Genomic DNA, 20,850 nt, shown 5'->3' on the forward strand with positions numbered 1-20,850 from the left:
TTCCAGAGGCGCCCGACCTTGTGGGCGGGCATGGCCTTCTCGGCGATCCAGGTGTAGACGGTGTCTTTGGTGACCCCGAGATGGGCGGCAATGTCATCTGCGGACAGCCACGGCTCAGCCACGTTGGTCCTCCCTCGTTCTATGGCCCAGTCAGGCCAGCACTCACGATGATACCGGTGGAGGTACGGCTTGAGTGGGGTTTCTCCGGGCGTGGCCGAACGAGACAGGTGCCGAGAGTGGCCGATGTGTGCTCCCGATCAGTGCAGGACACGGCCCTTGAGCCAGGTGGTCACTGTCTCGTGCCACCGGTCGGGGTCGGCGTTCCAGCACAGAGTGTGGCACGCGTCGAACGCCTCGACTAGATCGGGGCGCGCGTCTCGGAGTGCTTGTGAGAGCCGGATCGGCACCGACTTGTCTCTGGTGCCGTGGAGGATCAGGGTCGGCGTCTCGTGCCAGGGCGAGCGCGTCGTCGTAGAATGAAGGCATCCGTCGCGGATGGCGGATGTTGTGGTCCTAGCGCCTCGCCTCGGCGGGGCAAAGTAAACGTGGCCGACTCGGCCTAGTCATACAGCCTTCGGGCTCTTCTCACGATCAACATCCTCCGTCACATCGTCCGCGTCGGCAGGACCAGTGACTGTGGAGAAGAGCCATGACGATCATCGACGCGGACCGCACCGCGATAGAAAGCCTCGTAGCGCCCACCCCGTTCCCCGGATCGTTCGCCGTCTCCTACCTGCGGGTCTCCACGAAGCAGCAGGCGGAGAAGGGCGGCCAGGCGGAGGGCTTCTCGATCCCCGCGCAGCGCGAGGCGAACCAGCGCAAGGCCGACCAGCTCGTTGCGACGATCATCGAGGAGTTCGTCGACGCGGGCGAGTTCGCTCGCAAGGCCGACCGGCCCGAGCTGATGCGGATGATCCAGTACGTCGCGAAGCACAAGACGAACTACTGCATCGTCCACAAGGTCGACCGGCTGGCCCGCAACCGAGCCGACGATGTGACTATCCATCTCGCGCTCAAGGACGCCGGGGTCACGCTGGTGTCGGCCACGGAGAACATCGACGAGACACCCTCGGGGATGCTGCTGCACGGCATCATGTCCTCGATTGCCGAGTTCTACTCCCGCAATCTCGCCACCGAGGTGGTCAAGGGGCTGTCGCAGAAGGCCGCGCAGGGCGGAACCGTGACGAAGGCACCAATCGGATACCGCAACGTCGGCGTGCGCGACGAGTTCGGGCGGGAAGTACGCACTGTCGAGATCGACGAAGAGCGTGCGCGATTGGTCCGGTGGGCGTTCCAGGTGTTCGCATCCGGCGACTGGACGACCAGCCAACTCCACCAGGAACTCGTGGCGCGAGGGCTCACGACGGCAGCGTCGCCGCGACGACCATCCAGACCCATCGCGAAGTTGTCGGTGCACCGGATGCTGAAGAACCCGTACTACAAGGGCAGCGTCCGCTATCAGGGCGTGACCTACGCCGGAGCGCACGAGGCCATCGTCTCCAATGAAGTCGGGGACCAGGTGCAGACCGTGCTCGGCACGCACCGCTCGGCAGCAGACGCAACGCAAGTCCACGAACACTCCTCGAAGGGGACGGTGTTCTGCGGTCAGTGCGGCTCGCGGCTGCTGGTGTGCAACGCGAAGAGCAGTCAGGGCACGATCTACCCGTACTTCGTGTGCGCCGGCCGGCATGGCGGCAGAGGCGGCTGCACCCGGCAGGCGATGCTCATCGAGCAGGTCGAACGGCTCATCGAGCGCTTCTACGACAAGGTGCAGATCGACCCGGAAACGATCGAGGCGGTCTCGGCGATGCTCCATGCCAGGTTCGACGAGATGATGGCCGAAGGTGCCGCCGAGCTCGCCGCCCTCGCGTCCCGGAGGACCCAGCTCGAAGGCGAGCAGCACAAGCTGCTCCAGGCCCACTACGCCGGAGCCATCACGCTCGACCTCCTCAAGGAAGAGCAGGACCGGATCACCGCCTCGCTGGAGACCATCGAGCACCGGATCAGCGCGCACCACGGCCACTACGCCGCAGCGCGAGAGAACCTCGACGACTCGCTGAAGCTGCTGTCCAACGCCGCCGACATCTACGAGCACGCCGACGACGCGAACCGTCGGCTCATCAATCAAGCGCTGTTCAAGGCGATCTACATCGACGAGGACAACGACGTACGCGTCGGCTATCGCAACCCGTACGACGGGCTGAGTCTGTCCGGCCTCCATGCCGACGCCCTGAGCTGGGCCGCCGAGGCAAAGAAGATGGGCCAGGCGCGAACCGCGACCAAGGGTGGCCCCTTGGTCGCAAGTTCACACCTGACCCGTTTGGGGTGAGTAACGGGGCTTGAACCCGCGACCTTCTGGACCACAACCAGACGCTCTACCGACTGAGCTATACCCACCATGTGCCACCGAAAAATCGGGTGCAACGATCGATCAGTCTACCGAAGGTTTGGGCTGGTGCATAATTTCGGGCCGGTTAGCTAGCTCACCACTTCGGTCGTCCGACCGCTTCGGAGATCCGGTCGAGTTCAGCCTGCTTACGTTGCGCACGAGTGAGCGTCGGATCGGACGTGACGGCCTCGGCAGCCGCATGGCATTCCTCGGAGGTGGGGCCATCGTCGCTCGGCCACAAAGCTGCACGGTAGTAGCGCAGCTCGTCGATCGATTCGGCGATGTCAGCGAGCGCACGGTGGTCGCCAGCTTTGTCCGGCGAGCGAAAGTAGGCCCGCGGATACCAGCGGCGTGCGAGTTCCTTGAACGAGGAGACGTCGATGATCCGGTAGTGCAGGTGATCGGTGACCGCGGGCATGTCCTTGTCCAAGAACATCTTGTCGGTGCCGACGGAGTTTCCTGCGAGCGGGGCCTTCTTCGCGACCGGGACGTGCCGCTTGATGTAGCTGAGCACCTGCGCGGTGGCCTCCTCGAGGCTCTCGGCGTCGGCCAGTTCGTCGAGTAGGCCGGAGGAGGAGTGCATGTTGCGAACGAAGTCGTTCATCTGAGCGAGTGCGGCGTCGTTCGGTTTGATGAGGACATCGATCCCGCCGTCCAGGGGGTTGAGATCGGAGTCCGTGACGATGGCGGCCACCTCGATGAGCTCATCATGCGCGAGATCCAGTCCCGTCATTTCGCAGTCGATCCACACCAGGCGACTCGTGAGATTCGGCGTCGTCCTCACCTCTTCATTCTCCGAGGGCTCACCCCTGAGGAGGTAGGCCCGCAAATTGTTGCGTTCAAGTTCTGCGCCCAGCTCCTCAACGCCCTGGGGGTCCAGGTGGATGAGGCGAGCGATCTCGCCGTTATCGTATCGGGCGACGACGGCTTCCCCGTCTTCGGAGCCCGCAAAATCGCGACGGGCGTCCAGGTCGGCGGCGGCAAACACTTCGAGTGCGGCCGCGGCAACCTCCTCGCGCCGCCGAATGTAGTCCTCGACCACGGCGTTGGGGATGCGGTAGGTGTCCACCTGGGTCATCCCCGCGCCAGGTGACGCGCCGGTGTTCTCGGTCATCGTTGGAGCTCCTTGTCACAACAGTGGTGCCCCCGGCAGGACTCGAACCTGCAACCTACGGATTAGAAGGCCGGTGCTCTATCCATTGAGCTACGGAGGCGTGAGGCCATTCTACCGTTGGGTCACCACGGACTTAAAACCCGGATCTGTCAGCTCCTAGCACAAAAACCCGAGAATCCGCCCACCGTGGTGGGCGGGTCATACCGCGCTAAGTCCTCACAAACTGGAATAATGGATCCGAACGAGCATCTGGAGGTAACACGTGATTGATCCGAGCGGTGGCACCGACCTACCCGGGGTATCCGCGCTGCCGGGTCTGCTCACAGCCATCCACGATGATCTCGAGGGCGCGCCGTTCGTACTTTCGGCCCCTTACATCGACGATGCCGAGATTTTGCGTACCCGCGTGCTCACCCAGATCGACGCGCACCTGTTGCCGCGCGCCGGTGGCAAAAACATCCCCGTGGTTGCCGTACTCGGCGGCTCTACGGGCGCGGGCAAATCCACGCTGCTGAACTCGATCCTGCGCGAGGAAGTCTCCGAGGCCGGAGTCTTGCGACCCACGACGCGCCAGGGCGTTCTCGTTCACCATCCGGAGACATCGATTGCGCACGTCCCGCTCGCCGACCGCACGACGGCCGTCAGCCACGAGGCGCTGCCCGAGGGCCTGGCCCTCATCGACGCTCCCGACCTCGACTCCTTCGACGACTTGAACCGCAAATCCGCGGCGGAACTCCTCGAGGCCGCCGACCTGTGGCTGTTTGTCACGACTGCCGCGCGCTACGGCGATGCGATCCCGTGGCAGAACCTGCGCCACGCGCATCAGCGCGGCCTGCAGCTCGCGGTCGTCTTCAACCGGGTCCCGCCGAAGATCCTTGCCGACGTGCGCGCCGACCTCATGAATCGCCTCGCCGAGGCGGGCCTTGGCGACGTACCGCTGTTCATCATCCCCGACGCCGGCCCCCACGAGGGCATGCTGCCCGATGAGTCCGTTGCCGAACTGCGCGACTGGCTCACGCTCGCAACCGAGGGGGAGCAGGGGCGCGGCATCATCTCGCGCACGACGAGTGGCGCGTGGGGCGCGCTGCGCGAAAACCTCGAGGAACTCACGCGCGCCTACGTACGCCAGGCGCACGCCCTCGACAAGCTCGCCGATATCGCCGACGACAACGCCTCCGCGACGGCCGTCGACCTCACCACGGCGCTGCGCGCAGGATCTGCCGCCGTCGGCGCACCGACGACGCGGTGGCTGACGTCGGCCGCCTCCTCCGGGGCGCTCGCGGACCTGCTCGATCCCGACCTGTCCAAGGTCGGACGCGGCTTCGGCAGCCGCAAGTTCGCGCGTCGTAACGCCGCAGCCGAGGCTCTCGGGCTCGATATTCACGCCGCCATGCGTACGGTCCTTGGCGACGCGATCCACGACGTTCCCGCCCAGATCGCCGACCAGTGGCGCGAGACGAACTCGGGGGCTGAGGTCCTCATGTCCGACATCTTGCACATCACGACGAGCGAGGCCCGCGCCGAGGCCGACCGCGTGCTGACCGCCTGGGGCGAAGAACTCGACGCCATCGTCGCGCCGCACGTGAACGACGATCTGCTGTCGGCCTCCGCCACCGCTCACCTGCTCGCCGCCGCGGTCGGGGGCGTGCGCGGCGCCGGCCAGGTCATCACACGCATGATCGGCCCGCAGGCGATTGAGGTCGGCAAGGATCTCCTCACGACGATGTGCTCGACCGCCGTGACCGAGGCGGCCGGCCCGTATCACGAAGCCCTGGGCGGAACCGCGGGACACTCTCGCCGCGTGGTGACCGGACTGCGGCTCCGCGTCCTCGAACTTGGAAGGTACCTCGATGCAGTTAGATCTTGACGGCCGGATCGCCCGCATTGAAGAGGCCCTCGCTAACGACGCCAGCCCGTGGGACGACGAAGAAACCGAGCGTGCCCGTGCCGAAATCCGCGCGATTGAAAACCGTCGCGCGATCGCCGGGGGACACGTCGTCGCTGCGCTCGTCGGAGGCACCGGTTCGGGTAAATCCTCCCTTTTCAACTGCCTGACGGGTACCGAACTCGCCGATGCCGGCGCGCTGCGCCCCACGACAGAAGCGGCAACGGCCTTCACCTGGGGTGAGCCCGCGCGCACCCTCACGAACTATCTCGGGATCGAGCGCGAACGCGTCACCTCACACACCACGGAACTGGAGCGTGCCCACGAAAAGGCGCTCGAGGACCTCGTCCTGCTCGACCTACCCGACCACGACTCCGTCAAGGACGCCCACTCCGGGCTCGTCGATTCACTCCTGCCGCTCGTCGACGTCCTCGTGTGGGTCGTCGACCCGCAAAAATACGCCGACCACATCCTGCATTCGCGCTACCTCGCAAAGATGCGCCGCCGCGCTGACGCCATGGTCATCGTCATGAACCACATCGATCGGGTCCCCGAAGCGCGCCGTGAGGCGCTGCTCGCCGATCTCGCCGGTGTCCTCGAGCTCGACGGCCTGCTCGGCGTCCCGATCCTTGCCACCTCCGCGGAAACCGGGGAGGGGATCGACGAACTGCGGCGGCTGCTCGCCAAAGCCAATGCCGAACCCTCGATGGTTGAGCGCACCGCGAGCGCCGAACTCGATGCGGTCGTTGCCAAGCTGAAAGAAAAGCTGTCCGATACGGATTCGCCGGTCACCCCGCAACTCGTCAACGACACGGCCTCCGAGCTCGTGACCGCGTGCGGCGTCGACGCCGTGATCGACGCCCTCGGGCATGCCATCTCGCACCCGCGCGACGCCTCCGTGCCCCCGAGCCAGTCCCCGTCCTACGCGACGGTTGCCGCGGTCGGGTCGACGTGGGCGATGCGCGCCCAGTCGGAACTCCCGCAGGTGTGGGCCGACCGCGTCGATGACGCCATGCCCGGGGTCAAGGACCTCGGCGATGACGTGCACACCGCGGTCCGCGCGGTCGACCGGCCGCCGCTGCGCGATGGCCTGACACGCTTCTTGCAGATCGCCTGGATCGCCCTGTTCGTTGTCGGCGTGGGACTTACTATCGCCTCGCTCGCTAACTGGCTCGCGATTCCGTTGGCCGTAGGCATCGCGCTTCTGGTCGCGGGCGCAGTCGCCTTCATCGCCGCCGCGGTGCACCGTTCCGCGCGTGCTCGTAAGGCGCCGAAGGAGTATTACGACAACGTCCTTGCCTGCGTGAGGACCGTCGTCGAAGACAAACTCGTCCAGCCCACGCTCGACGTTCTCGCCGATCACGAGGCCCTGCGCGCCAAACTCCGCTAGCTCGCCGCTCGTATCAACAGCACGCCCGCGCGCGTCGAACCATTCCCAGGCTACGTCCTAGCCAGCGCGCCCGCGCTCACGGGAGGCAAGGCTCAGTCCTATCCGCATCGAGCGGGTAGGAAGGATGACCAACATGTCTGCCATGGATGTCACGCTCAAGGGAAACCTGGGCGTCTATCCCGAAAAAATCGACGCCGTCACCTCGACCACCCTGGTAAAACTCCGAGTCGCGCACTCCATGCGCCGCAAGGAAGCAAGCGGCGAATACTCCAGCGAAACCCAGTGGTTCACGGTCAAGTGCTTCGGACAGCTCGGCGAGAATGCCCTCGCCAGCCTGTCCAAGGGCGACCCGGTCCTCGTGCGGGGTCGCATCGAAACCGAATCCTGGACCAACCAGGCCGGCCAGGGCCGCACTCAGGTCGTCATCATCGCCTCCCATGTGGGGATCGATCTGTCGACCGGCATCGCCCGATTCCAGCGCGTGCGCCGGGACGGAGAGGAGGCTGAAGCACCCGCCTCGGTGACGGTTATGGACACCCAGGTGCCCTATCCCGACGGCGAGGCGGATCTGCCCGAAGCCGTCTGAGAAAAGTGCACGCGCCGGGCACAGGTAAGCGTGCCCGGCGCATGTCACGTTTCGCCACCGGCTCCAAAGATGAGAATCGCTGCGTCGATGTCTTAGTCTGAGTGAGGGCCGGGACGCCGGCAGGAATTATCTACCCCTGGGAGAATCAGTGGCGGAGTACATCTACTCAATGGTCAAGGCGCGCAAGGCGCACGGCGACAAGGTCATCCTCGATGACGTCACCATGGCGTTCTTGCCCGGGGCCAAGATCGGCATGGTCGGCCCGAACGGTGCCGGTAAGTCGACGATCCTGAAGATCATGGCGGGCCTCGAGCAGCCCTCCAATGGTGAAGCTCGCCTGAGCCCGGGATACAGCGTGGGCATCCTGTTGCAGGAGCCACCGCTGAACGAAGAAAAAGACGTCCGCGGCAACGTGGAAGAAGCCGTCGCTGACATCCTCGCCAAGATCAACCGGTTCAACGAGATCGGTGAAGAAATGGCGAACCCGGATGCCGATTTCGATGCGCTCATGGAAGAAATGGGCAAGCTCCAAACCGAAATCGATGCGGCCGATGCGTGGGATCTCGACTCCCAGCTGAACCAGGCGATGGACGCGCTCAAGCTACCCCCGGGCGATGCCGACGTGTCGGTCCTGTCCGGTGGTGAGCGCCGCCGCGTCGCACTGTGCAAGCTGCTGCTCGAATCTCCCGACCTGCTGCTCCTCGACGAGCCCACGAACCACCTCGACGCCGAATCGGTGCTCTGGCTCGAGCAGTACCTCGCGAAGTACCCCGGCGCCATCATCGCCGTCACCCACGATCGCTACTTCCTCGACCACGTGGCCGAATGGATCGCCGAAGTCGACCGCGGTCGGCTCTACCCCTATGAGGGCAACTACTCGACCTACCTGGAAAAGAAGCAGGAACGCCTGAAGATCCAGGGCAAGAAGGACGCCAAGCTCGCCAAGCGCCTGAAGGACGAACTCGAATGGGTTCGCCAGAACGCCAAGGGCCGCCAGGCCAAGTCCAAGGCCCGTCTGCAGCGCTACGAAGAGATGGCTGCCGAGGCTGAGCGCACCCGCAAGCTCGACTTCGAAGAAATCCAGATCCCGCCGGGCCCGCGCCTTGGCAACGTCGTCCTCGAAGCGAAGAACCTCAAGAAGGGCTTCGGTGACCGCGTCCTCATCGATAACCTGTCGTTCTCGCTGCCGCGTAACGGCATCGTCGGGATCATTGGCCCGAACGGCGTCGGTAAGACGACCCTGTTCAAGACCATCGTCGGCCTCGAACCGCTCGATGCGGGGGAACTGAAGATCGGTGAGACCGTCAAGCTCTCCTACGTCGACCAGACGCGTGCCGGCATCGACCCGAATAAGACCCTGTGGGAGGTCGTCTCCGACGGCCTCGACTATATCCAGGTCGGCCAGGTCGAAATGCCATCGCGCGCCTACGTCTCCGCGTTCGGCTTCAAGGGCCCGGACCAGCAGAAGCCCGCGGGCGTGCTCTCCGGCGGTGAGCGCAACCGACTGAACCTCGCGCTGACGCTGAAGCAGGGCGGCAACCTCCTGCTGCTCGACGAGCCGACTAACGACCTCGATGTCGAGACCCTTGGCTCGCTGGAAAACGCGCTCCTCGAGTTCCCCGGCTGCGCCGTGGTCATCACCCACGACCGCTGGTTCCTCGACCGCGTCGCGACCCACATTCTCGCCTACGAAGGCACCAAGGAAGATCCGAGCCGCTGGTACTGGTTCGAGGGCAACTTCGAGGCGTACGAGAAGAACAAGGTCGACCGTCTTGGCCCGGAGGCTGCCCGTCCGCCGGCCATGACGTACCGCAAGCTCACGCGCAACTAGGAGCAGGAGATGGCTGCGATCGACGTCCCGATCAAGGTCCGCTGGGCCGATCTGGATGCCTACGGGCATGTCAATAACGCCGCGATGCTCACGCTTCTAGAAGAGGTCCGGATCGCCGTGTTCTGGCACGGCGCCGGCCTCGACAATACCGACGGCGGCTTCGGCGTCGACGGCGAGTCCGCGACGTTCATTGCCCGGCAGGAGATCGAATATCTCAAGCCGGTGCTCTACCCGCAAGAGCCGATCCCGGTGCGGACGTGGGTCTCTCGCATGGGCGGCGCCTCCGTCGACATCGACTACGTCATCGACGCCGCCGACGGCACCCCAGCCGTGCAGGCGCGGACGGTCGTTGTCCTTATGGACACCGCGAGCATGAAGCCTCGGAGGCTAACGGAAGCGGAGCGCGAGCAGCTCGGACGCATCAGCGACGAGCCGCTCACCTTCCGGCGCTCTTAGCCTTCGGTGTCCTCGGGGACGCGCACCATGCCTTCTTGCGCGGCGCTTGCGACGAGGCGTCCGGACTGGTCGAAAATCCGTGCCGTGCCAAGGCCCCGGCCACCCTGTGCGGAGGGGGAGTGCTGCTCGAACAGGAACCACTCAGAGACGTCGACATCGCGGTGCCACCACATCGAATGGTCGAGGGAGGCGACCGAAATGCCTTCGTGTCCCCACGACAGCGAGTGACGCCTCAGGACGGGCTCGAGCATGACCTGGTCGCAGGCGTAGATGAGCAGCGCGCGATGCAAGAGCTGACTGGCGCCCTCGGCCATCGTGCCGCGCGCCCGCATCCACACACGCTGGTCGGCTTCGACTGTTCCAGCCGGTTCCATGAACACGTCACCCGCGGGATGGCGGATATCGAAGGCACCGGTGCGGGCGAGGAACTGAGCCGTCGGGTCGGGATTGGCCTCGAAGAGCTCCATGACGCTCGGAAGCGTCTCGGGATCGGGTACCTCGGGTGCCTGGTCCTGGTGGTCACGCCCGGGCTGGGTCTCCTGGAACGAGGCGATCACAGACAGGATCGGCTTGCCATGCTGAATCGCGTGCACGCGGCGGGTCGAAAACGACCGGCCGTCGTGCAGGATCTCGACGCGGAATAGCAGCGCGGAATCGATACGCCCGGGGCGCAGGAAATAGCCGTGGCACGAGTGGAGAGTGCGAGGCCCGTCCCCGTCGTCCGGAGTGGTGCGGCCCGCGGCCATCATCGCCTGGGAGAGCACCTGGCCGCCGTAGATCCGACCGAGGAAGAACGGCAGCGACGGGGCCGCGAACATCGTGTCCTCGAGCTGGGTGAGGTCGAGGGCCGCGAGCACGTGGCTGAGCGGAGCGACGTCCGGCTGTGGGATCGGCAAAACGCCGTTGAGGGGATCGGGTACGCCCTCGGGTGTCGGCTGTAGGCGCGGTTCAATCTCGTCGGTCATCTCAACTCCTAAAGTCCGAGCTCGGTCAGGACCTCGAGGCGGTCCCGCACGGCCTGCCGTGCGCTGCGAGCTCCGGTCGCGGCGAGTGCAACGCCAGCTGCCTCTCGCGCCTCCGCGAGCGTCACGGCCGACAGAGCGGCGGCAACGTCGGGGATGGAACGGGGCGTCATCGACAGCGTCGAGACCCCGAGGCCAACGAGCACGACCGCGAGGGCGGGATCGGCCGCGGCCTCACCACACACGCCGACCGGACGGTCTTGTTGGGCCCCGCCCCGGCAGGTGGCGTCGATGAGATCTAGGACCGCGGGGTGCCACGGGTCCGCGAGGTCGGCGAGCATACCGAGCAGCCGGTCGGCGCCCATCGTGTACTGCGACAGGTCGTTCGTACCGATGGATGCGAAATCCGCGCTCGCAAGAATCTGTCCTGCACGCAGCGCAGAGGAAGGCACCTCCACCATGACGCCGGCGTGCGCGATACCCCGGGCGCGGCAGGCGTCGACGAATTCGTTGGCTTCCGCGACCGTCGAGATCATCGGAGCCATGACGTGGACATTTGCGCCGGTCTCGCGCTGCGCCTGGGCGATCGCATCGAGCTGACGGTTGAGGATGTCGGGGAACTTGCGATTCATGCGGTACCCGCGCACTCCGAGCGCCGGGTTCGACTCGTGCCCCATCTTCATAAACGGCAGCGGCTTATCGGAGCCCGCATCGAGGGTCCGCACGACGATGCGGCCCTTCGGCGCAGCGGCGAACACCTCCGTGTAGGAGGCGACCTGGTCTTCGAGACTCGGCTCTTCGACGGAACCGAGGTACCACAGCTCGGTGCGGAACAGTCCGATGCCTTCGGCCTTCACCTCGGCGGCGGCGCGTGCGCCTGCGGCATCGGAAATGTTGGCAAGGAGCGGGACGTGGTGGCCGCATCTGAGCTGACCGGTGCCCGAGAAATCGCGACGCGGCACGGGGCGCTTCGCGGCGGTAATCTGCTCCTCGCTCGGATCGACCGTGACCGTGCCGGCCGCGCCATTGATGAGAACGAGGTCGCCGTCCTTTAACGACGCAGTGCCGTGGGCCGCGACGACCGCGGGGATGCCGAGCTCACGCGACACGATGGCTGTATGGGACGTCGGACCGCCCTCGAGCAGGACGATTCCTAGGACCTTCTTTGGATCGAGCTGAGCGGCATCGGAAGGGGCGAGGTCCGCAGCCCACAGGATGTATTCCCGGTCCGGCGTTGGAAGGCCCGGTGCCGGACGGCCAAGGAGGCGCGCAATGATCCGGTCCCGCACGTCATAGACATCGAGCGCGCGTTCGGCGAGGTAGCCGCCCATGTCGCGCAACAGGTCGGCGAGCATGCCAGCCGCTTCCCACACCGCGCGGGTCGGGACGAGCTGTCGTGTCCGCACGAGATCACTGGCACCATCAAGCAGCGCAGGATCTTGCGCGATCTGGGAGGCCGTCGCGAGAACTTCGGCGGCCTGACCGGTGGCGAGATCGGCGCGTAGCGCGAGGTTTTCGGCGGTTTCGGCGGCCGCTTTTTCGATGCGCTGGACTTCTACGTCAGCGTTGCTCTCGGGCGGAAGGAACCGGGCGCGAGGTTCGGAAACCCGCGGAAAAACTTTGGCGATCTGACCCACGGCCCGTCCGGGGCTGACCCCGATGCCCAAATAGCGAGTACAGCCGTGCTTATCGCGATCCGCGTCGATTTTGCGCGTCATGGAGTGCCTCCTAGGTTCCCTTGCAGCCCATTGTGCCAACTCCATCGGTCGCGAGCATCGCCGAGCCCGTGCATCGGTGCGATAATGATGTGAGGATATTAACGAGCCCCCGCTACGTGGGAAGAGAGATAGGCGATATGAGCAACGCTGCTGAAATCCTGGCCGGACTCGGAGGCAAGGACAACATCGACGAACTCGAGTCATGCATCACCCGCCTGCGCGTCCAGGTGAAAGACCCCGAAGCCGTGAGCGAAGATAACCTCAGGATCGACGGCGTCTATGGAGTCGTCCGTTCCGGACATGTCGTCCAGGTGGTGGTCGGCCCCGAGGCCGAAGAAATCGCCGATACAATCAATGGTCTGCTAGCTGAATAGCCAGCCGTGAGGATCGTCCCGCGCTGCGCGGGGCGGTTTTTGTGCCCGCCAGTCCGTTCACGCCCCAGGTGGTAGTTACATGAGCATCGACAACTCTGACGCGTTGCGTCACCTCGCCGATCAGTACGGGGTGGCGACCGAGTATTGGGACTTCCACGGCACCCACCGGCACGTGCCTGACGCGACGCTGCTCGCCGTCCTTTCCGCCCTCGGCCTCGACCTCGAATCCGATAGCGATGTCAGTGACGCCATCGCGGAAATTGACCTCAAGCCCTGGCGTCGCATCCTGCCCTCTTGCCTCGTGGTGCGCCACGGCCAAGAGCACGACGTTGCCGTCCACGTGCCCGACGGCCTCGGCGTGAGCGCCAGCGTCCAACTCGAAGACGGCCAGAGCTGGTCACTTGGCCAAAAGGACCAGTGGGTCGAGCCGCGCGAGATCGACGGCGAACGCATCGGGCGTGCCACCTTCCTATTACCGTCCAACCTGCCACTCGGGTGGCACACGATCGAGGTGACGTGCGACGACGGCACCACGGCAAGTGCGCCGCTCGCCGTCACGCCGCCGCGCCTGGCCGAACCCACCCTGCAAGCCGGTCGCGGCTGGGGCGCCATGGCGCAGCTGTATTCCGTCCGCTCCAAGGAATCGTGGGGGATGGGCGACGCCCGCGACCTCGCGGAGATGGGATCCTTCTTCGGCTCGATCGGCGCGGACTTCCTCCTCATCAACCCGCTGCACGCGGCCGAGATGTCCCCACCCATCACGCCCTCGCCCTACCTACCGACCTCGCGTCGCTTCGTCTCGCCGCTGTACATCCGGCCCGAGGACATCGAGGAGGTCGCTTACCTCACCGGCCCGCAGCGCTCGCTCGTGCGCTGGGCAATGCAGGAAGTCGAGCACGACAACACCTCCTCCGAGCCGATCGACCGGGACCGCTCCTGGCAGGCCAAGAGCCAGGCGCTCGCGGTCATCTACGCCCAGGGGCTGTCTGATGCGCGCCGTCGCGAATTCGAACGCTATCGCGAGGAAATGGGGCAGGGCCTCGAAGACTTCGCCCTGTGGTGCGCGCTCGCCGAACACTACAAGGATGAGCCCTGGCCGGAGACGGTCTCCCACCCGGCCTCCCCGCGCACGCGCCTGATGCGGATGGAACTGTCCGAGCGCATCGACTACTTCTGCTGGCTGCAGTGGATCATCGACCAGCAACTCCAACGCGCACAGCGCGACGCCGTCGACGCCGGCATGGGCCTTGGCCTGATGCAGGACCTCGCGGTCGGCGTGCACCCTGGCGGTGCCGATGCGTGGGCCCTGCAGGACGTGTTTGCCCGCGGCATCGAGGTGGGCGCACCGCCGGACATGTACAACCAGCAGGGCCAGAACTGGTCCCAGCCGCCGTGGCGGCCCGACGCCCTCGCCGAACTCGGTTATGCGCCGCTGCGCGACATGATCCGAACCGTGCTGCGTCACGCCGGCGCGATCCGGGTCGACCACATCATCGGATTCTTCCGCCTCTGGTGGATCCCGCAAGGCGCCCTGCCCTCCGAAGGCACCTACGTCCGCTTCGACCACGAAGCGATGATCGGCGTCCTGCTCCTCGAAGCGCACCGCGCCGGGGCCACCCTGATCGGCGAAGACCTCGGCACCGTCGAGCCGGGGGTCCGTGACTACCTGACCGAACGCGGAATCTTCGGCACCTCCGTGCTGTGGTTCGAAGGTGGCGAGGACGGCCTGCCCAAGCGTCCCGACGCCTACCGCACGCTCGCGCTTGCCACCGTCGACACCCACGATATGCCGCCCGCCGCGGGATACCTCGCGGGCGAGCACGTCGACGTGCGTGAACGCCTCGGCCTGCTCGTCGACCCGCCAGAGCAGGTACGCGCCGAAGCGGAAGCCGAACGCGAACGCATGCTTACCCGCCTGCGCGAATATGGCCTGCTCGGTGCCGATCCGACCGAACGCGAAATCATCGAGGCGATGCACCGCTATATTGCGCAGACGCCCTCGCTGCTGCTCGGGATCTCGGTCACGGACATGGTCGGGGAGCGCCGGACGCAAAACCAGCCCGGCACCGACCAGGAATATCCGAACTGGAAGATTCCTCTCGGCGACGGCACCGCACAGCCCGTCCTCGTCGCGGACCTGCCGAAGAACGGCCGCCTCAATTCGCTGATCCACGCCGTACGCGACGCCCTCGGCGACGGCGACCGACTGGCGACGCGCGACTGAGCCATGGACACCCGCGAGCTTGTTATCCGTGCCCCGTTTGCGGGGCGCGTGCTTGAGCTTCGCGAGGTGCCCGACGACGTGTTTTCGGCGGCGGTCCTCGGACCCGGCCTTGCGATCTGGCCGCACCTCGTCAAGGTTCCCGTGATCGCGCCCGTCGGGGGGGACATCACAGCCTGGCATGCGCACGCGTGCGCGATCAGCCCCGGCGATGACGCCCCCGCAATCCTCGTCCACCTCGGACTCGATACGGTCGCGCTGCAGGGGCGCGGGTTTAGTTGGCACGTGAAGAAGGCCGCCCGCGTCGCGCAGGGCCAGCTCATGTGCGCGTGGGACCTCAGCCAGATCGGCAACTACCTTCCCGTCACGCCCGTCGTCGCGATGGGAAAAGTCGATATCACGCGGCTTGCCGACGATGAGATCGAGGCGGGCGAAGCGCTCTTTTCGGTCGCGACCTCTTGACCCGATTCGAGGGACATCCCTGAAATCGGGGCGCGTTGTCAACCATGAGGACGCTTTGGCTTTTGCTACCCATCTGACCCCGCAGTGCCTGGCTTGCTGCGAGTGAAGGATCGGCCGTGACGCACACCGACCTCTATCGCAGATCGGGCAAGACGAGCCCGGTGATTTCCTACGAGTTATTCCCGCCGAGGGTCCCGGATCCGCATTCGACCGTCTGGGCGGGGATCGTCAAGTTGCTAAACTCCCGGCCCGACTATGTATCGGTCACCTTCGGTGCCTTGGGAAGCTCTCAGGAGCTCAGCCGCACGGTCCTGCAGCAGGTCCTTCAGCGCACCGGCCGAACTGGTCGAGCTCATCCGCGAGGTCGCTAACCGCGAACTCGGGGATCCGGCAGCCGTGTCGGTGGCGGTCGCCGCCTATCCTGCGGGCACCATCCAGACCCGCACCGACGCGGTCGCGGCCCTGGTCGATAAACAGTCGGCCGGCGCTGATTTTGCGATCACGCAGGTGTTTTATCGGGCCGTGAATTACCGAGACCTGGAGCAGGCTGCCTCCTACCAGGGAGTAAGACTCCCGATCATCCCCGGGATCCTTCCGTTCACCGATATCAACCGGCTGCAGCGGCTACAGGCCCTGTCCGGCGTCGCGGTTCCTCCCGAACTCGCAGCACTCGCCGATCTGCCGGACCCCGGTGAGCGGTTGCGGGCCACCCTGGCCGCCACCCTGGGCTTCCTCGATGAGCTGCTGAGCTATGGCGCCCCAGGCCTGCACTTTTACACCTTCAACCGGGCCCGTCCTACCTTCGACCTGGTCGAACACCTGCGGTCGAGGAAATTTGCCCCCGTCGATGCCGCGGAATCCGCGGCCCTACTGGAACTCGCGAGCGTCAATCTCACCCGGCCCGCGCCCTGACAAACCTACCACCACCGCCACCCCATTTCCCGCCGCCACGATCGCCGGCCCGAGATCAGTCCCGACACCCCGATCACCGCCGCTGCAAATCCCTGGCTCGACCAGGTGCGCGACGCCCCGGAGCCGTCCGCTGTCCGCCCGGTCATTGTGGGGCCGCTGACCTGGCTGCTGTTGTCCGACCACCCAGATCCACACGCACCTGTGCTACTCGGAGTTCGCGGTGGTCGTCGATGCGATCGACAACCTCGATGCCGACGTCACCTCGATCGAAGCTCCCCGCTCGAAGATGGATATTTTGCCGGCGGTCGCCGAGCACGGTTTTTCGCGCCAGCTCGGACCGGGCATTTGGGACATTCACTCGCCGCGCATTCCGACGTTGGAAGAGGAGACCGCACTGCTGCGCGCAGCGACGGCCGCGTTGGATCCGCGCCAGCTGTGGGTGAATCTCGACTGCGGTCTGAAGACCCGCGCCTATTCCGAGACCATCGCGACCCTGCGAAACCTGGTGGCTGCGGCCAGGCAGGTGCGCGAGCAGGTGAGCGCGTAGGTTAGCGACAAGGGCCCGACCAGCGGTTAAACGTGCTGGTCGGGCCCTTCGTCGTCGGGGTTAGAGCTGCTGGATCTTCTCCGCGCGCTCCACACCGTCGAGCTGCTCGGAAACGAGGCGGCGCAGCGCGGCCGGCGCGTCCTCGTTCTCGGCAAGCCACGTGCGGGTTCGCTCGGCGACATCGGTCAGGCCCGCGAGCTCCGTCGGGTACAGCCAGCAGATGAGCATCTGGGCGATATGGCCGGAGCGCTCCTGCCAGATATCGCGCAGCGACGCGAAGTAGCGGTCGGCGAAGACCGAGACGAGCTCGGGGTGCTGCCACGCGCGGGCCCAGAGGCCACCCATCGTGGCAAGCAGTGCGTCATTCGACAGCGACTGGTCGGTCATCGCGGCGTCGAACGCGGCCTGCTTCGCCTCCGCGCTCGGGACGGACGCCCGGGCGCGGGCAGCCTCTTCCCGGCCGGTGAGCGACGGGTCGGCTTCGAGTTGGGCGGCGATCTCGGCTTCGCCCGCCTGCCCGGCAGCTACGAGGCCGTTCAGCAGCTTCCAGTTCAGTGCGTCATCGAGGGTGAGACCGCTGACGTCGGACTTGCCGTGGTAGATGCGGCCGAGCTCAGCCAGCTGTTCATCGCTCGTGGCAAACTGCGCGAAGCGCTGGGCGTAGAGCAACTGATCGTCGCTGCCCGGTGCGGCGTCCTTCAGGAGGGCGAGCAGCGAGTCGGCGAGCGCGACGATGATCCGGGCGCGGGATTCCGGTGCGGTGTAGCGCTCGGCGGCGCTCGAGATCTGGCCGAGGATCGAGTTGCGGACCGAGGGGACCATGCCCGGAGCGGACAGGGCTCGTGTCGCGAGCGTGACGAACTGCTCGCCGCCGATCTCCGCGTCGCGGGTCATGTCCCAGGCGCAGCCGAGCAGGACCGCGAGCGTGAGCGAATCAGTCATCGTGTGGATGTAATCCCTCGCGGTCGCAAGCGATTCCTGGCTGATGCGGATCTTGGTGTAGGCGAGGTCCTCATCGTTGACGAGCAGCATCGCGTTGAGCTTCTTGCCGATGAGGTTCGGCAGGTCCGTGCGCTGGCCGGTGACGTCGAGCTCCTCGCGGTAAGTGCGCGTCAGCGCCCCGTCGACGATGTCGTAGCCGCCGATCGTGACGCGGTGCGGGCGCATCGAGGTGTTCTGGAAGGAGCCCTGCATGATGGCCGCGTCGGTCACGATGCCGTTATCGTCGACGTCGACAAAGGGGCACAGGACGGTGACGCCGGATTCTTCGAGCCAGACCTTCGACCAGGCTTTCAGGTCGCGGCCGCTCGCGGCCTCCAGCGCCGATAGGAAGTCGTCAAGCGTCGTGTTGCCCCATTCGTGCTTGTCGAAGTAGGCCTTGACGCCAGAGAAGAATTCTTCGCGGCCGACGTAGGCGACGAGCGAGCGCAACACGGCTGCACCCTTCGCATACGTGATGCCATCGAAGTTGACCTCGACGTCTTCCAGGTCGTTGATCTCGGCGACGATCGGGTGGGTGGAGGGCAGCTGGTCCTGCGTGTAGGCCCAGGCCTTTTCGACCGACGCGAACGTCGTCCACGCGTGGCTCCAGCGGGTCGCCTCCGCGGCGGCGAGCGTGCACATGAACTCGGCGAAGGACTCGTTCAGCCACAGGTCGTTCCACCACTTCATCGTCACGAGGTCGCCGAACCACATGTGGGCGAGCTCGTGCAGGATCGTGACGACGCGACGCTCGACCATGTATTCGGTCGGCTTCGAGCTGAAGATGTACTGGTCGCGGTAGGTGACGCAGCCGGCGTTTTCCATCGCGCCCGCGTTGTACTCGGGGACGAACAGCTGGTCGTATTTCGTGAACGGGTAGGGCCGACCGAACTCGGATTCGTAGAAGGCGAATCCACGGCGCGTGATGTCGAACAGCTCGTCGGCATCGAGGTGCTCGGCGAGCGAGGCGCGGCAGTACAGGCCGAGCGGGATTGTGCGGCCGTCGCTGCTCGTCAGCTCGCTGCGCGCCTCGTGGTACGGGCCCGCGACGATCGCCGTGATGTAGGTCGAGATCGCGGGAGTGGGCTCGAAATCCCAGCGTTTTTTGCCCTCGAGCTCGCTCACCTGCGCGCCCTCGTTGGACACGACAACCCAGTGCTTGGGGGCGGTGACGTGGAACGTGAACGCCGACTTGAGGTCGGGCTGCTCGAAGCAGGCATAGACGCGGCGCGCGTCCGGCACCTCAAACTGGGTGTAGAGGTAGGCCTCGCCGTCCTTCGGATCGACGAAGCGGTGCATGCCCTCGCCGGTGTTGGTGTAGCGGCACGTCGCATCGACGCTGAGCTCGTTGCGGGAGTTCAGCCCCGTCAGCTGGATGCGGTGATCCGCGAAGGCCGACGTGTCGAGTTCCTCGCCGTTGAGGATGAGGTGCTCGACGCTATCGGCGATGAGGTCGACGAACGTGACGGCGCCGGGGCTCGCGTCGAAGACAATCGTCGTGCGCGAGCGGAATGTCTCATCGCTCAGCGTCAGATCGAGGTCGACATCGTAGGAATGGACAAGGGAAACGACACCTGCGCGGCTCTCGGCTTCGAGGCGGGTGAGGTTCTTTCCGGGCATGAGACTCCTTAGTTCTGCTCGTCGGGCTGGTCCGATCCTTTCACCCAGCGCGCGTGTGGTCCACCCCATAGAATCGGTGACATGAGCACCAAAGTTGAATTCTGGTTCGATCCCGGCTGTCCGTGGGCGTGGATGACCTCGCGCTGGATGGGTGAGGTCGCCAAAGCGCGCGACCTCGACGTCACCTGGTCGCTGCTGTCGCTCTCCGTCCTCAACGAAGTGCGCGATCTGCCCGAGGACTATCAGGCGCTAATGGACCGTTCCTGGGGGCCGGCGCGCGTCGTCGCGGCGACCGCGCAGACGCACGGCAACGACGCGGTCAAGGCGCTGTATGACGCTCTTGGCGAGCGTATCCACCACCAGGGCCGTGACGATCTCGATGCGATCATCACCGAAGCGCTTGAGGAGGCGGGACTGCCGGCCGAGCTCGCCGATACCGCCGGCGTCGAGGACTATGACCCGGGGATGCGCGAGTCCACGCAGCGCGCGCTCGACCTCGTCGGGGATGACGTCGGCGTGCCGGTCATCGCGATTGATGGTGTCGCGTTCTTCGGCCCGGTCGTCTCGCCCGCCCCGAAGGGCGAGGATGCGCTGAAGCTGTGGGACGGCTGCGTCGCGGTCGCGTCGGTGCCCGGCTTCTTCGAGCTCAAGCGCTCGCGCGACGTCGGTCCAATCTTCGAATAAACGCGCGGATTTCTTCGGCGACGAGGCGCGGATGGGTCAGCGGGGCGAGGTGACTTGCACCCGGGATGATCCGTAGCGGCGCCCCGCCTGCGAGGCGCCGCGCGCGTCGCTCGCCGATCCGCCTCTGATCGAACTGCCCGTTGATGAACATCAGCGGGCAGTTCACGTGTGCCAGCAGGCGCTGCGGGCAGGAGCGCTGCAGCAGCGACCACGCCTCGGGCAGGTCGTCATAGGCCTCGGGCGGCACCTGCATCGAGTCGGGCAGCCCCATCCTCGTGACGAGGGCGTTGCGGGCGGTAACGAAGTGCTCGCGCGGCAGGCGCTGGCTCAGCTGCGCGAAGGCGCGGTAGCCGCTGGCAAGAACGCCGCGCGGGTTGGCGCTCGCGCCGATCAGGACGAGGCCGGAAACTTTTTCGGGGTGCGTCGCGGCGTAACCGTAGGCGAGGTAGCCGCCAAGGGAATGCCCGACGAGCACGATCTCGCGCGCGCCCACGGCCGCGTCCTCGATCGTCTGCACGACGCCGCGGATCGTGAACGGCTCATCGAGCCGGGCCCCGTGGCCGGGCAGGTCGGGCGCCACAACGGGGACGCCGCCCAGCAGCGAGGGGTAGTCCTGCCACTGGGCGGCGTTCGACATCGACCCATGCAGGGCGATGATGCGCATCGGTTAGTCGGTCTTCTTCACCACCACGATCGCGATCGCGACCGCGGCCAGCAA

The 20,850-nt window shown here is 65.9% G+C and carries 18 protein-coding genes, 2 tRNA genes and 1 pseudogene; 13 read left to right on the forward strand and 8 right to left on the reverse strand.

Going from position 1 to position 20,850, the window contains the following annotated elements:
• A partial coding sequence (locus BSZ39_RS03655) for a helix-turn-helix domain-containing protein (RefSeq protein WP_143180353.1) occupies positions 1 to 122 on the reverse strand: 122 nt, incomplete at its 3' end.
• A 527-nt stretch (positions 123 to 649) separates the two neighbouring features.
• On the opposite strand from BSZ39_RS03655, the gene BSZ39_RS03665 reads away from it, so the two are divergent.
• Positions 650 to 2,329: a recombinase family protein gene (locus BSZ39_RS03665; RefSeq protein ID WP_073716036.1), complete on the forward strand. Its 1,680-nt coding sequence runs from the start codon at positions 650 to 652 to the stop codon at positions 2,327 to 2,329.
• On the opposite strand, the gene BSZ39_RS03670 is transcribed toward BSZ39_RS03665, so the two are convergent.
• The 3 genes from BSZ39_RS03670 to BSZ39_RS03680 form a co-directional block, all read right to left on the reverse strand.
• Positions 2,322 to 2,397: transfer RNA gene (locus BSZ39_RS03670), tRNA-His, on the reverse strand. The genes BSZ39_RS03665 and BSZ39_RS03670 overlap by 8 nt on opposite strands.
• Positions 2,398 to 2,483: 86 nt before the next feature.
• Positions 2,484 to 3,173: an oligoribonuclease gene (gene orn, locus BSZ39_RS14540; RefSeq protein WP_281247112.1), complete on the reverse strand. Its 690-nt coding sequence runs from the start codon at positions 3,171 to 3,173 to the stop codon at positions 2,484 to 2,486.
• 354 nt (positions 3,174 to 3,527) lie between these two features.
• Positions 3,528 to 3,603, reverse strand: a tRNA-Arg gene (locus BSZ39_RS03680).
• Positions 3,604 to 3,765: 162 nt separating this feature from the next.
• Between BSZ39_RS03680 and BSZ39_RS13395 the strand changes: the two genes are divergently transcribed.
• From BSZ39_RS13395 to BSZ39_RS03705, 5 genes are all read left to right on the forward strand, one after another.
• Positions 3,766 to 5,370 (forward strand): GTPase domain-containing protein, encoded by a 1,605-nt coding sequence (locus BSZ39_RS13395; RefSeq protein ID WP_143180354.1) that lies wholly within the window; start codon positions 3,766 to 3,768, stop codon positions 5,368 to 5,370.
• Complete coding sequence (locus tag BSZ39_RS03690) at positions 5,354 to 6,778, forward strand: GTPase (RefSeq protein WP_073716038.1); 1,425 nt, start codon at positions 5,354 to 5,356, stop codon at positions 6,776 to 6,778. Before BSZ39_RS13395 ends, BSZ39_RS03690 begins: the two co-directional genes overlap by 17 nt.
• Positions 6,779 to 6,911: 133 nt before the next feature.
• A complete protein-coding gene (locus BSZ39_RS03695) occupies positions 6,912 to 7,364 on the forward strand; it encodes a single-stranded DNA-binding protein (protein WP_158025083.1) in 453 nt (150 codons plus the stop codon).
• 148 nt (positions 7,365 to 7,512) lie between these two features.
• Positions 7,513 to 9,195, forward strand: coding sequence for an energy-dependent translational throttle protein EttA (gene ettA / locus BSZ39_RS03700; RefSeq protein ID WP_073716040.1), 1,683 nt, complete (start codon positions 7,513 to 7,515; stop codon positions 9,193 to 9,195).
• Positions 9,196 to 9,204: 9 nt separating this feature from the next.
• Positions 9,205 to 9,651: an acyl-CoA thioesterase gene (locus BSZ39_RS03705; protein WP_073716041.1), complete on the forward strand. Its 447-nt coding sequence runs from the start codon at positions 9,205 to 9,207 to the stop codon at positions 9,649 to 9,651.
• Here the strand turns inward: BSZ39_RS03705 and BSZ39_RS03710 are convergent.
• The gene (locus tag BSZ39_RS03710; protein ID WP_083602915.1) at positions 9,648 to 10,616 is read right to left on the reverse strand and encodes an acyl-CoA thioesterase; all 969 of its coding nucleotides are present in this window, start codon (positions 10,614 to 10,616) and stop codon (positions 9,648 to 9,650) included. The genes BSZ39_RS03705 and BSZ39_RS03710 overlap by 4 nt on opposite strands.
• Positions 10,617 to 10,624: 8 nt before the next feature.
• Positions 10,625 to 12,331 (reverse strand): phosphoenolpyruvate--protein phosphotransferase, encoded by a 1,707-nt coding sequence (gene ptsP / locus BSZ39_RS03715; RefSeq protein ID WP_073716042.1) that lies wholly within the window; start codon positions 12,329 to 12,331, stop codon positions 10,625 to 10,627.
• A 137-nt stretch (positions 12,332 to 12,468) separates the two neighbouring features.
• On the opposite strand from ptsP, the gene BSZ39_RS03720 reads away from it, so the two are divergent.
• The 6 genes and pseudogenes from BSZ39_RS03720 to BSZ39_RS03745 all read left to right on the forward strand — a co-directional run.
• On the forward strand, positions 12,469 to 12,705 hold the full coding sequence (locus BSZ39_RS03720; RefSeq protein WP_073716043.1) for a PTS sugar transporter subunit IIB: 237 nt from the start codon (positions 12,469 to 12,471) through the stop codon (positions 12,703 to 12,705).
• A gap of 79 nt (positions 12,706 to 12,784) precedes the next feature.
• Positions 12,785 to 14,929, forward strand: a complete 2,145-nt coding sequence (malQ, locus tag BSZ39_RS03725) for a 4-alpha-glucanotransferase (RefSeq protein ID WP_073716044.1) — start codon at positions 12,785 to 12,787, stop codon at positions 14,927 to 14,929.
• A 3-nt stretch (positions 14,930 to 14,932) separates the two neighbouring features.
• Positions 14,933 to 15,388 (forward strand): PTS sugar transporter subunit IIA, encoded by a 456-nt coding sequence (locus BSZ39_RS03730; protein ID WP_073716045.1) that lies wholly within the window; start codon positions 14,933 to 14,935, stop codon positions 15,386 to 15,388.
• A 161-nt stretch (positions 15,389 to 15,549) separates the two neighbouring features.
• Positions 15,550 to 15,759, forward strand: coding sequence for a methylenetetrahydrofolate reductase (locus tag BSZ39_RS14545; protein WP_245792414.1), 210 nt, complete (start codon positions 15,550 to 15,552; stop codon positions 15,757 to 15,759).
• The gene (locus BSZ39_RS03740; RefSeq protein ID WP_073716047.1) at positions 15,662 to 16,300 is read left to right on the forward strand and encodes a methylenetetrahydrofolate reductase; all 639 of its coding nucleotides are present in this window, start codon (positions 15,662 to 15,664) and stop codon (positions 16,298 to 16,300) included. The genes BSZ39_RS14545 and BSZ39_RS03740 overlap by 98 nt, the downstream gene beginning before the upstream one ends.
• A gap of 181 nt (positions 16,301 to 16,481) precedes the next feature.
• A pseudogene (locus BSZ39_RS03745) lies at positions 16,482 to 16,847 on the forward strand (5-methyltetrahydropteroyltriglutamate--homocysteine S-methyltransferase); the annotation flags it as partial.
• 60 nt (positions 16,848 to 16,907) lie between these two features.
• On the opposite strand, the gene pepN reads toward BSZ39_RS03745, so the two are convergent.
• Entirely contained in the window at positions 16,908 to 19,448 is a 2,541-nt protein-coding gene (gene pepN / locus BSZ39_RS03750) for an aminopeptidase N (protein ID WP_073716048.1), read from the reverse strand.
• 81 nt (positions 19,449 to 19,529) lie between these two features.
• Between pepN and BSZ39_RS03755 the strand changes: the two genes are divergently transcribed.
• Complete coding sequence (locus tag BSZ39_RS03755) at positions 19,530 to 20,132, forward strand: mycothiol-dependent nitroreductase Rv2466c family protein (protein WP_073716049.1); 603 nt, start codon at positions 19,530 to 19,532, stop codon at positions 20,130 to 20,132.
• On the opposite strand, the gene BSZ39_RS03760 is transcribed toward BSZ39_RS03755, so the two are convergent.
• Positions 20,095 to 20,796 (reverse strand): alpha/beta fold hydrolase, encoded by a 702-nt coding sequence (locus BSZ39_RS03760; protein WP_073716050.1) that lies wholly within the window; start codon positions 20,794 to 20,796, stop codon positions 20,095 to 20,097. The two genes, BSZ39_RS03755 and BSZ39_RS03760, sit on opposite strands and share 38 nt — an antisense overlap.
• Positions 20,797 to 20,850 lie beyond the last annotated feature (54 nt).

It is taken from the genome of Bowdeniella nasicola (assembly GCF_001907295.1).
In the GTDB taxonomy this organism is placed as follows: domain Bacteria; phylum Actinomycetota; class Actinomycetes; order Actinomycetales; family Actinomycetaceae; genus Bowdeniella; species Bowdeniella nasicola.